The organism is Massilia sp. S19_KUP03_FR1, assembly GCF_036688685.1.
GTDB lineage: Bacteria > Pseudomonadota > Gammaproteobacteria > Burkholderiales > Burkholderiaceae_D > JALYUM01.
Map to the genome: position 1 here is coordinate 1 of NZ_JAQQPS010000046.1, position 12,619 is coordinate 12,619.

At 51.5% G+C, this 12,619-nt stretch carries 9 protein-coding genes; 8 read left to right on the forward strand and 1 reads right to left on the reverse strand.

The window, feature by feature from the left end:
* Positions 1-144: 144 nt before the first annotated feature.
* Positions 145-579: a hypothetical protein gene (locus V6M87_RS26680; RefSeq protein ID WP_332879707.1), complete on the reverse strand. Its 435-nt coding sequence runs from the start codon at positions 577-579 to the stop codon at positions 145-147.
* A 1,053-nt stretch (positions 580-1,632) separates the two neighbouring features.
* Here V6M87_RS26680 and V6M87_RS26685 point away from each other — a divergent pair.
* The 8 genes from V6M87_RS26685 to V6M87_RS26720 all read left to right on the forward strand — a co-directional run bounded on the left by V6M87_RS26685 (position 1,633) and on the right by V6M87_RS26720 (position 12,329).
* Positions 1,633-2,691, forward strand: coding sequence for a LysR family transcriptional regulator (locus tag V6M87_RS26685; protein ID WP_332879708.1), 1,059 nt, complete (start codon positions 1,633-1,635; stop codon positions 2,689-2,691).
* 55 nt (positions 2,692-2,746) lie between these two features.
* On the forward strand, positions 2,747-4,273 hold the full coding sequence (locus V6M87_RS26690) for a Wzz/FepE/Etk N-terminal domain-containing protein (RefSeq protein WP_332879709.1): 1,527 nt from the start codon (positions 2,747-2,749) through the stop codon (positions 4,271-4,273).
* 573 nt (positions 4,274-4,846) lie between these two features.
* A complete protein-coding gene (locus tag V6M87_RS26695; protein ID WP_332879710.1) occupies positions 4,847-6,058 on the forward strand; it encodes an MraY family glycosyltransferase in 1,212 nt (403 codons plus the stop codon).
* 60 nt (positions 6,059-6,118) lie between these two features.
* The gene (locus V6M87_RS26700; RefSeq protein ID WP_332879711.1) at positions 6,119-7,189 is read left to right on the forward strand and encodes an SDR family oxidoreductase; all 1,071 of its coding nucleotides are present in this window, start codon (positions 6,119-6,121) and stop codon (positions 7,187-7,189) included.
* 82 nt (positions 7,190-7,271) lie between these two features.
* Positions 7,272-8,600 carry a murein biosynthesis integral membrane protein MurJ gene (gene murJ, locus V6M87_RS26705; RefSeq protein ID WP_332879712.1) on the forward strand — a complete coding sequence of 443 codons (1,329 nt, stop codon included), beginning with the start codon at positions 7,272-7,274 and terminating at the stop codon, positions 8,598-8,600.
* A gap of 49 nt (positions 8,601-8,649) precedes the next feature.
* The gene (locus tag V6M87_RS26710; protein WP_332879713.1) at positions 8,650-9,822 is read left to right on the forward strand and encodes a glycosyltransferase family 4 protein; all 1,173 of its coding nucleotides are present in this window, start codon (positions 8,650-8,652) and stop codon (positions 9,820-9,822) included.
* 8 nt (positions 9,823-9,830) lie between these two features.
* Positions 9,831-11,126, forward strand: coding sequence for an O-antigen ligase family protein (locus tag V6M87_RS26715; protein ID WP_332879714.1), 1,296 nt, complete (start codon positions 9,831-9,833; stop codon positions 11,124-11,126).
* Positions 11,127-11,288: 162 nt separating this feature from the next.
* Positions 11,289-12,329, forward strand: coding sequence for a polysaccharide deacetylase family protein (locus V6M87_RS26720; RefSeq protein WP_332879715.1), 1,041 nt, complete (start codon positions 11,289-11,291; stop codon positions 12,327-12,329).
* Positions 12,330-12,619: the final 290 nt, after the last annotated feature.

The following is a 12,619-nucleotide window of genomic DNA, read 5'->3' on the forward strand; positions in this document are numbered from 1 at the left end:
CCAGGCACTGAAAAACTGGCACGATAAAAAGCCAGAATTATTCGTTAAACGCGTCTATAACCAAGCGGGTCTTGACAGATAGCGCATTCGTGCATCGCAACTTGCGGGAGGCCATCAAGGTCCGGGTGGCAACGAATTGCGTTCTCACAAACTGCTTGGGCTGCGGCGTGACGAATCTTGGTGCCGAAACCACTGCAATAAAAAATTCCAGACCAGTAGTGGAAGCAGCCATGCGGCAGATGGAAAGAGGAAGCCAGTCCAGGGCGGTCTGGTGCCTGAAATAATCACGACTATGAGCAGCGCATATGCAAAGCCTATTGCAATAACTAGTTTTTGTGTCTTCGTTAGCGTTGAAAAGAGGCAGCTGATGATCAACAGCGCGAGCAGCGCTAATAGCGGAAGCACCCCGAACATGACGGAGTAGCCGATTCCGCTCCACCCGCCAGAATGGTCGGTAGCGACATTGATGATGACGCCAAGTGCAATTGAAATGATCGTAATTATGTTATTGAATCGCATCGTATTCGATGCCTCAAGCCGATGGGGGGCTAAAATTCGGCAAAGGTAGCGCCATTTCATACTGGTCCGGGTAAGAACGGTGCAACCGTGCGACCGCTACTTCCCGAAGTAGCGCTGTACCGGGCTAAGCTTCACCCCGACGGTGGTCGGATGTGAAACGGCAGCGGCAAAGAAGAATGTAATTCTGCTTCGCCGCAGTTGTCAATTTGGGGTGAGTGAGGCGGGGAACGACGTTTGTCCGCAGGCATTGCGCGATCGACTGATGCAGTGGTCTTGCTGGCTATGACACAACAGCGCACCGCTCCCGACCTCTCCGCCCTCACGCCCGGCAAACTTGAGGGCATCGTGTTGACACTAAGGGAACGATTGGCGGCACTGGAATGGAAGGTCGCCAGGAACAGTCGCAACGCAAGTCATCGTGGCCGAGCGGCGCCAGGACATCGATGTGTGCCGGTAAGCGCGTTCGATATCGTCGAACACAGCACGCTGGCGATGACCTGTGGTTGCGGCGAGACCCAGGTGAGCGGCTTTCCCGCTGGCGTGACCGAACTGGTGCAGTATGGCGGGCCAGCGTGGCCGCAGCAAGCAGGCAGTCGTGACCAATCTGCTGCGCCGCTTCCGCCTTCACGTCGACGCAGTCCTGCGCTTGATCAGCGACTTGGCAGGCCGTTCAGCAACAACGTTGGCGAGTCCGCCTTGCGCGTGCCCAGTCAAGGCCAAACAGAAAATCACCGGGTTCTTCTGCACGCGTGCTTCGCTGCTAAACAGTCACAATAGAATTTCCCTAGAAATATAGGTATCGATAAACATTGTGCGTGTGCCAGTAGTTTGAAAGATACTCACATCGATTTACTTAAAAATATGCGTACATCCAAATCACCGACTGATAGCTTGACCACACGCAGTATCTAAAAAAACAAGTTGTTTAATATGAAAAAAGTTAAAAGGTGGCGGAACTTCGGCGTCATGATTCTATTTTTCAACCAGTCAAAAGTTTAACTTGCATAACTGCATCGGTATATCGAAAAGTGGCATGATCTCTTGCCTCACTTGAGGTTTTTGAAGAACACACGACGAAGACAAGCGCCCGTGTATAACTTGACGGTTTCTAACATGATGATCGACCCGAACGATATTTCTTTCCATACAGGAGCGCCAGCAGGCGTGGATCGCGTTAACATGGGCGTGCCGTCCCTGAAAGGAAGAAATTTAAGAATTAGCCTTAAGCAATGGAGAATGTTTCATGCTGTAATTGATTCCGACGGATTTTTTGGCGCAGCGGATAGTCTGAATGTCACGCAGTCGACGGTCAGCCATGCAGTGGCCAAGCTGCAGGATCAACTCGGTGTGCCGCTTCTCGTTTTAAATGGACGCAAGGCCAAAATAACGGATGAAGGACGAATATTGCTTGAGCGGTCAAGGCTCCTCGTCCGGCATGCAATCGAGCTCGAGAAGCTGGCAGAGAACCTCAGGCAAGGATGGGGATCTGAAATTCGGCTGGCAAGCGCCCCCATTTTTCCTGCCGAGCTGCTCCCGCTTGCACTTCGAAAATTCTCGTTGAGCCTACCTAAAGTCAAACTGCGTGTCAGGCAAGCGACGCATGAGCAGGCCAAGTCTGCGCTCCATAACAACACCGTTGACCTGGCAATCACTACCCAGATGACGGAGGGATTTGTCGGAAACGAATTGATCAAAGTTGAACATGTTGCAGTCGCGCATCCCGCAAGTGTGTTGTTCGCACTTAAACGGGATATCACGTCCGACGAACTGCGTAGCCAGTGCCAAGTGGTAATTTCAGACATCGACGATTATGTCGCGACTGAAGCCAGCTATCGATTATCACTATTTACGCAAGTCTGGAACGTCAGCAGCCTCGATCTGGCGTTTCGCGTACTAAGGCAGGGTATCGGGTATGCATGGTTGCCCAGGCACGAGGTTCAGCAGGCGCTCAATGAGAACCAGGTCCGTATCCTGCCCGTGGTAGGCGGATCAACTTACACCACGACGCTCTATCTCCTTCACGCACGGTCGGTGGCGCCGGATACCGTGACCGGAAAATTTGCCGAACGCCTTCAAACCTGCAGCAGGTGCTATCAAGAAAATACGCGGGCGCCGGCACGCGCAGAGCTAATGCCCGATCCGGCATGCTGCGATGACGTTGAGCAGCACTGAAGGAAATCTCGATTCATGTCGATGCGATCATTTTAAAAAATCCGGGTGGCGAAAAATGATGCCAATTAAGGACAACAGGGTGGATGGATACTTGCAGCAGTTACGCAAAAAAAGAAGACGCGACAATAGATCGTCCGAATTGCTATTTGCTGTCGAAAATATCCTGCGCAATGGATGGCTGATTTCGGGAATTGCCTGCTTTGTTGCGATGTGCGGCATCCTGTACGCCTTGTCGGTCACGCCAATCTACGAGTCGAACATCCTCATCCAGATAAAGCGCAGCGCACCGCTTTCCGGCGAACTGCAGGCAGACCTTCCCGCAGCAACCGAAGTGGAGATCCTGCGCTCGCGCGCAATCCTGACACGTGTTGTCAATGCGCTTCAACTCGATATCAGCATCGAACCAAAGTTATTTCCCGTGATCGGTGGATTCGTAGCGGCAAGGAACCCGGACATCTCCTCACCGGGCTTGTTCGGCCGGGGCGGTTATGTATGGGGCGCGGATCGGGTGCGGCTAGCCAATTTCACCGTTCCGCCGGGGCTGCAGCGACGTATTGTCACGCTCACCGTCACAGCCAGAGACGAATTGACACTCAGCGAAAATACCTCGGGAATCAGGCTAAAAGCGCGGGTAGGCAGCATGGCGAAGCTTCAGACAAAATACGGGCCCGTCACAATTCTCGTCGCGGAAATAAGGGCGCGGCCGGGTGCACAGTTTATGGTGAGCCAGCGTCCGGAATATCAGGTCGTGGAACAGTTGCAGCGCTCACTGGCGATCTCGGAAAAAGTAAAACAGTCGAACGTGATCACTGTCTCATTGCAAGGATCGAAGCCGGAGCTGGTCAGCGGTATTCTGAACGAAATCGGCGCGCAGTACATCAGTCAGCAGGTTTCCCTAAGAACGGCCGAGGCAAAGAGCCAACTGCTTTTCTACGATCAGCAAGTGACTGAATCCGTGAAACGTCTGCGCGAACTGGACGTCAAGATCAACCAGATTCTTCGCCGCTTTGGGACCTCAGACTTAAGCGAGGAAGAACGTATTCTCGCCCAGCAGTCAGTTGCGCTGAAAGCGAAGCTGGATGAAAAAGAACAAAGGAAAACTGAATTGGCAGGTCGGTTTGCCGATGGGCATCCTGAAATAATCACGCTAACAACAATCATTCAGAATGTACGCCGTGATTTCGACGAAGTCGAGTCGAAACGACGGATGATTGCATCGGCACAACATGAGATACTCAGCGCTAACCGGGATAAACAAATCAACAGCGAGATGAACATCGCTCTGGTTAATGCTCGCCATAAACTCGATGCACTACTGCTCTCGAATAGTGTCAATATACGCTGGGTCGACCGCGCAGAAACGCCTACCCAGCCAACGACGCTCGGGCTGAACGTCATGATTGCAATGTCCTGCTTGATAGGGATAGTCCTTGGCATCATTGCCTCTATGTTGAAAAATTTCATTGTGGCGCATGCGAATGGATCCCGTGGCTTCTTGGTAGGTCGTCACTTCGTGATCAGCGACGACATTTCTGACTGGAAAAATAGCGATAAACTGCGAAAAAAAGCGTCGCAGGCCTGAGCTTGTCGAAGGGCTGGCGGTGCAGGCTGGCCTGCACTGGCGGCTACGGAGACAAGAAAATTCGTCGTTATCCAATGCAATGGCCTTCGACGGGATGCTTGAAATGCGCGCCGCCGTCGCTGCACTGTTCCGCCTTGCGATATCCACTTCCGGCAAAGCCTCTACTCTGTGATTCCTGAATGCACGGCAATCCCACACAGCGACGCCAAGACTATCACTGATTTTCCATTTCTCTTGAATTGTGTGACGGCGTTGTTAAAAAATATGCCGTCGACCTTCCTCCATTTAAAGATCTTCAGGGAACAAGGACTACTGCATTCTCGGGGAAAATTTTTATAGTGGAACTAATCGTAAAAATAAATGTGTATCGAAATATTATCACCAGATAGATCGATTTTTCCAATCTGATAGTCGACGGCGTCACGCTAAAGTAATACCCAGCTAGTTTGATTGAGCGAGTCGCAATTGCGCAGGAACGCAAACAGCGAAGTCTGGCGGTTTCCGGCCAGGCAGCATTTGTGCCGACCTGGGCGAATCATTGCGATGAGATGCGATGCGCACGTGGAGGTTGTCATGTCAGCATGGGAACAGATTGATGGCGTGTTCGGTGCAGGGCTATCAAAAATATTGGCGCCAGTTCTGCTGGAAACCGCCGCATTGGCGATGGTCGTGAGTCTGGTCGTCTGTGCGATGAGCATTCTTACCAGCCGTTGGCATGGGCGTTATTCCTTTGATAATGATTTCAATGGAATTCAAAAGGTGCATAAAAAAATGGTGCCGCGGACTGGCGGAATTGCATTGTTGTGCGGTGTCCTGGCTATTCCTATCATGGCGGGACTCGGCAATGACAAATTTTTCCTGCCGCACGATGCCAGGATCACGATACTGAAACTTGTACTGGCCGCAATGCCCGCATTTCTTGCTGGATTGATTGAAGACTTGACCAAGAACGTTTCGGTACGGGTCCGCTTGTTATCGATATTCGCGAGTGCAATCCTTGCTACCTGGCTGCTGGGCGCTCATCTGCCTCGTCTCGATATTTGGGGACTTGATGACGCACTACACTTAATTCCTGTCTCTTTGGCCATCACAGCGTTTTCTGTCGTGGGTGTCACGAATTCAATCAATATTGTCGATGGTTTCCATGGTGTCGCCGGCGGTACCGTTGTGATTGTGCTGGCCGGTGTTGGATACTTAGCCGGGAGGGAGGGGGACATCCTGGTTGCCTTGCTCGCTACGGCTGGGATAGGCACGACCATCGGTTTTCTTATCCTGAACTATCCGACCGGAAAGTTATTCATGGGAGACGGAGGCGCTTATTTCATCGCTTTCTGGGCCGCGGAAGTCGCTATTCTGACGGTCGTCAGGAATCCAGGCATCAACGCCTGGCAAATACTCGCAATCTTTGCGTATCCCGTAATCGAAGTATTGTTCAGCATGTACCGCCGGACGATATTGCACAACGCTTTCGTCGGCGCCCCGGATCGCCTGCACCTTCATTCGCTGTTCTATCGTCGGGTCGCCTGCCACCAGATCAGCATCCAAAAATACACCTGGGGACGGAATGCGGGTGTCGCATGTTTCGTGACGACTTGGGTGGCTACCGCAACCCTTGTAGCTATTCTCTTCGGCAATACCGTCCCTGCAGCAGTGGCACTGGTTTTGATTCAGGGCCTGGCATATGTATCGGTGTATATGAGACTCGTCCGTGGACATTGGGGACGCTGCCTTAGTCCGGCGGTCATCCTTGGACTAAGGCCGCAGCAGAGAGTCAAAATAATCTGATTGGGCTGAATACGTCGAACGAGATGTTCCGGTTTTAAGAAAATATTAAGGATGACAGCGATGAACGCTTTTGAAAAAATTCAAGGGGATCTTCTGAATCATCCCAAAAAATGGTTGGTGACAGGGTGCGCAGGATTTATCGGTTCCAATCTGCTGGAATGTCTCTTGAAACTGAATCAGACAGTTGTCGGCCTGGACAACCTGTCAACCGGCCATCAGCATAATATGGACGAGGTGCGCGATCTTGTCAGCGATGTGCAATGGCGGAGGTTCACATTTATTCATGGTGATATATGTGACAGAAATGCATGCAAAGAAGCAGCGACGCACGTCGAACATGTTTTACACCAGGCAGCATTGGGCTCGGTTCCACGATCGATATCGGACCCAATCGCGACCAATGATTCCAATGTCAGCGGCTTTCTTAACATTCTGGTCGCATCCAGAGATGCTGGGGTAAATTCCTTTGTCTTTGCTGCATCAAGCTCAACGTACGGCGACCATCCTGGCTTGCCGAAGGTTGAACAGATTATTGGCCGGCCCATGTCTCCCTATGCAGTAAGCAAATACGTCAACGAACTATATGCCGATGTTTTTACACGGTGCTATGGATTAAAAACAACCGGGCTGCGCTACTTTAATGTTTTTGGAAAAAGGCAAGACCCTGATGGTGCTTATGCTGCAGTTATTCCAAAATGGATCAATGCGATGCTGCAGAATAAATCGGTAATAGTCAACGGAGACGGTAGCACAAGCCGGGATTTTTGCTATGTTGCCAACGCTGTCGAAGCCAATTTGCTTGCCACATTTAATCAAAATGGTCAAGCCAGTGAGATTTATAATGTCGCCGTGAGTGATGCCACAACCTTGAACCAGCTTTTCGATTATTTAAAATCGATTTTGAAGGCGAATGGCATTGCGTTCAACCAAAACCCGGTCTACGCCGCGTTTCGGGACGGTGACATTCGGCATTCGCAAGCAGATGTCGCCAAGGCTGTAAGGGAGCTCGGCTATTCTTCGGCTCATCGTATTTATGATGGACTTGAAGCGACCATACCATGGTATTTAGCGCGCAGCGGCAGGAAAATTTTGGCGTCAGAAATGGAAGATTATTTCCTGTCAGCTGAATAAGTGCATGTAGAAGCACTTCGTCGGGGGATTGGTTTTCAATGCGGCGGTCGATCATGCATCCAAGGTCACGCAAGGGGCAGAAGTGAATTTTTTGAGCACACTCGGTACGCGCTTCAGAACGGCAGATCCGCATCATGCTGCAATTTTCAAAGGCATGCTGACAGTGGCGGTCTTTACGTTACTTGGGAAGCTGATCAGCGCCGGGAAAGAAATGGCAGTGGCCTTCCGCTACGGCCTGTCAGCCGAAGTTGACGCATATCAGTTTCTGTACAGCCTGGTTTCCTGGCCTATCGGTATCTGGTGCAGCGTACTGACCGCTGTACTCGTGCCCCTCGCGGGCCGAATGCGTGATGCCGACAAGGGCGCCATACCGCGCTTTCGTTCCGAACTCCTCGGCTTCGGGCTCTTGATCGGCACGGTACTTGCCTTGCTTGCATGGCCTACGATCCATGTTGTGTTGGCCTCCGGAAGAAGCGGATTGCCGGAGAATACGGCGCTTTTTGCCGAAGCAGCCCTGCCGGGTGTGATCCTGTTGCTTCCGTTTGGAATGCTCGTTTCACTGCAGTCTGCATGGATGCTTTCTGCCGGCAGGCATATCAATACGCTGCTCGACAGCATACCGACCTTATTCATCGCTGGGGCCATTCTGTTTTTTCCTGGGGGCGGTATCGATCCACTTGTATGGGGTACCGTCGTTGGATTTGTCTTTCATTTGCTTGCTCTCCTCATTCCCATGGCACGACGCAATGAGTTCGAATCGCCGGCTTTCGCCCTGGCGTCGCCTGTGTGGAGATGGTTTTGGCAGGGATTTGGGATCATGATTGGCGGCCAGGCGTTGATGAGCTTTACCGTGATTGTCGATCAGTTTTATGCGGTCAGTCTGGGTACAGGATCTGTCGCGACTCTCGGCTACGCAAATCGTGTGTTGTCCCTGATACTCGGCCTGGCCGCAATTGCGGTCTCGCGCGCAACGCTGCCCATTTTCTCCACGGCTGCGCCCGAATGGTCCGCAAAAATCCACAGTGTTGCTGCTTACTGGGCCCGACTGATGTTTGTCGCTGGAATCGCGGTAATGCTGCTCAGCTATATGGCCGCACCCTGGGTCATCAAATTGCTGTTTGAACGCGGTCAGTTCAGCGCTGCTGACACCGCGATTGTGGTTGACGTATTCCGTTTCGGTTTGCCCCAGCTTCCTTTCTATTTCTCATGCATGGTTCTTGTCAGCTATGCTTTGAGCCAACACCGATATAAATTAATTTTCTACTCAGGGGTTATTGGGTGCGTCGCCAAACTTGCTGGAAACCTTCTTCTGGTTCCGCCTCTAGGGGTCAATGGCATAGCACTGGGAACAATCTTCGTATATGGGTTCAACACGCTTTTTTTTAGTATCTGCTTGTGGCGTTCGAAGTGAGGCAGTGCTTCGCCGTCATTATCAAATATTTTGTAGCGGAGAGCTTTAATTGAAAATCCTACTCTTTATAAACAATCTGGCTGGGGGCGGGGCTGAACGCGTTGTCACCACCCTGGCTAATTTCTGGATTCATCAAGGGCGGGAAGTGACGGTGGTCACACTAGGGTCAGAAAATGACGATTTTTACCCGTTGGATCGACGCGTGAGCAGGGTGTCGTTGAATCTCGCTGGCCAGAGCCGTGGCGTATGGGATGCTTTTCGGCAGAACGTACAGCGCATTCTGGCGCTACGACGTTTGTTACGGCAGATCGAACCGACGGTTGCGATCGCAGCGATGAGTACACCAAGTGTTCTCCTGGCATTAGCTAGTTGTGGTCTCGCCAATATGTGCACCATTGGATCGGAGCGCTGTTACCCGCCCCATGCCCCCTTGGGGCGAATATGGGGCTACTTACGCAGCAAGATGTACGGCCAATTGTCCGCTGTCATTGCCTTGACGCGCGAGAGCGCAGAATGGATCACGGCGCACTCATCGGCCAGACGTGTTGCGGTCATTCCAAATGCCGCGCTGTGGCCTCTGCCTGACAATCCGCCTGCAATTTTGCCGCAAGCGTGCGTTTCTTTTGGTCGCAGGCTGTTGCTGGCCGTTGGTAGGCTCGAAGTTGTGAAAAACGCCGATGAATTGATCCGGGCTTTCGCGCAGCTTGCAAAGAAACATCCTGATTGGGATCTTGCAATCCTCGGCGAGGGACCCGAGCGCGCGTCGCTTGAGGCTATTATCAAGGACCAAGCGCTAACGACGCGTGTCTTCATGCCTGGGATCGTCGGAAACGTCGGCGCTTGGTATGCTCATGCCGATTTGTATGCGATGACATCGCGCTCCGAGGGCTTTCCCAATGCGCTGGTGGAGGCTATGTCCCATGGGCTAGCTGCTGTGAGCGTCGATTGTGACACAGGGCCGCGCGATATTATTCGGGATGGCATAGACGGCGTGCTTGTGCCACCCAACAATTCCGCCGCGCTCGTCAATGCTCTGGATCGTGTCATGGGAGATGCAACCTTCAGAGGCCAGTTGGCGGACCGTGCGCGTGAAGCCCGAGAGCGCTTTTCTATCGAAAAAATAGCGGGCATGTGGGACGCGCTGTTCCACGAATTATCTCCGGCCGATACGGTATTGAATATCAAGAATAAGTCGTCAGCTCTGAATCGGTACGGTTCATGAGTGCCGAGATGTCCCATCACTCCGGATTTCGCCTGCGGCGGAAGGGTGCCTTCAGAACACACACGGCCGCCGGTGGACGATTTCTCCGGTGGTATAAAAATTGTGTACTCGGTATCGCCATGGGAGCGATTTACACGAACCTTGCTATCTATTGCTATGTGTTGAATCCCGCCATGCTTCCGAAGTTTATTTTCTTTGGTTTATTTTTGATATTTTCACCCTTGCTGATTACAAATAAACGAGATCTGGTGCCGTACCTGCTTTCCCCTTTTTTTTTATGGGCTATGTTGCTGTTAATCCTGAATGTCATTCACCTGGCAGCGTTCTCTACAACGAGTACCGTGAGTGGGCTAGATCTTATCGATCAGCAAGGCGAAGCAAGGCGCTCTCTCGTGGTAACGCGTTCACAATATATTTTGTTCGCGATTATCTTCGGTTTTGTTCCTTATGCAACTACGGGCAGAAAATATCTGTACCCCATCGTATTGTTGATGATTTTGGTTCCGTGTGCAGTCATTCTTGATTTCACTCACCCCGGACTTCTCTATCCAACGGAAACTGAGGGGGCAGTACTGGGACGCGCTGCCGCAATGTTTATCAATCCAACGATGGCGGGCGAAGCGGTTCTCCACATTTTTTTACTTGGCTGTATGCTGACAAGGATGCATTACCGACTGCCGTTTTTCATTCTTGCCGGCGCGGCAGTTCTAAGCACCTTTTCACGCTCATCCATTATTGCGTGGGTATTGATATTTTTCATTCTCGTCTGGAAAAGAACCTTGCCGAGATCGGCGGTGATTGTCACGGCGATCATTGTTGGGATTTTTCTTGTTTTTCTGGGAAGTTTTGAAAGTTACATCCAGTCGCGCCAGGATTTTGAGAGTGCATTCAGCAATATTCTGTCTCGCCTCGACTTCTTCTCCAGCTTTAAGTTAAATGACGACAGTTCTGAGGAACGGGCTGACGTGATAAGAGCCGCCTGGGAGCTTTTCTTGCAGAATCCTTTTTTTGGTGCGGGTGCGGGTGCTACGCAATTTTGGTCTTATAGAGCAAGTACACACAATCAAATACTATTGCTGGCAGCAGAGTACGGCCTATTCGGGATAGGGCTCTGGATATGGATGATTGTAATTTTATGGAAAGGGAATTTTTTCACCGATAGAGGATTGCAACTTGCGATGGTTTTCCTGTTTGCATTCATGTCTTTGTTCACACATCAGATGTTTGATTCTGCAAGCTATTGGTTGGCCACATTTGCACTGCTTTCGACCAGGGAGAATATTGCCGGTCGTGCAGGAAGTTGAGCTATATCGCTAGGTTTATTGTCGATACCGCGTATGTCAGCAGAATTGCGGATGCTCCATCGATATCCTTTTCCACTTATTATAAACATGCAAGGAATTTGTATCATGCATATGTTGCGTACACATTTGAACATTGAAAAAAATCTGGCGTAGTGGTGCACCATGCCCCCCGCAAAATTCATTGTTTCGCTGGATTTCGAGCTGTTTTGGGGCGTTAGCGCGACGCAGACCGTCGCCAGTTACGGCCGCAATGTGCTTGGTGAATGGCATGCCATACCACGCTTGCTCGCCTTATTCCGCCGACACCAGGTAAAAGCCACTTGGGCTACGGTTGGAATGCTCATGTGCCGAAATTACAAGCAATGGCGCGCGATGCGGCCTGCCGTCCTGCCTGGTTACGCGCGCGCGAATATTTCTCCCTACGTGATGGAGCGCTTGGTAAAGGAGCACGCCAAACTGTTTTTTGCCAGGCCTTTGGTTGAGCAGATCATTGAGACGACAGGGCAGGAGTTGGCGACACACACATACAGCCATTTTTATTGCAATGAGCCCGGTGCAACGCCAGAACAATTCGCTGCGGACCTGGCCTGTGCCCGGGCCATTGGCGCAGAGATGGGCCTCAGCTTTCGCAGCTTGGTGTTGCCACGCAATCAGATCGTTGAGAAATTCCTGTCGGTCCTGCCGGATGCCGGAATTCATGTGTATCGCGGAAATTCGAATCATTGGCTGTACCGTAATGGTGATGCGGTCGCTGGCGGAATTGCAGGGCGTATCGCCCGGTTTGCAGATGCCTGCATTCCTCTGAGTGGCCAACGCACGGTGCATGCACAGGTGCACTCGGGGCTTGTGAACGTGCCTGCGAGTCTTTTTTTGTATCCTCTTGGCGCGAATCAGCGCTCATTGTCGCTTATGCGCCTGGATCGTCTGAAGAGAACGATGACCTCAGCGGCGCGAGCGGGTGGCATATTTCACCTGTGGTGGCACCCTCATAATTTCGGCGTGAACACAGATGAAAACTTCGCACAGTTGGAGGCCGTGTTGCGACACTACCACTTTCTAGCCGACACATATGGAATGCGAAGTCATTCCATGGGCGAGTTTGCACCTACTCAATATAGCGCTTCGCTCGTTGCAAGCGATACCTTGTCCCAAGAAATGGAGGGAGTTAATAATCAATCAATCAAGCGGGACCAGCGGTCATGACACACATTCTGCATGTCATCACGGGATTGAGAACGGGGGGGGCCGAAATGGCTCTTTATCGGCTGATTCTTGCCTTCCGGGGTAGCGAGTATATCCATACGGTGATTGCGCTCACGCCTGGCGAAGGCATGTATGCACGATTCGTTGAATCCGGTATTAATTTAATCGTTCTCGATGTGAGACGGTCGCCGGTAGCACACACGATGAGGTTGTACCCACCTCGTTATACACAAGTCCGCACCGTCGTCCGGCCGGCATGAAAACACGTTTACATTCAAGGACTTAACGCG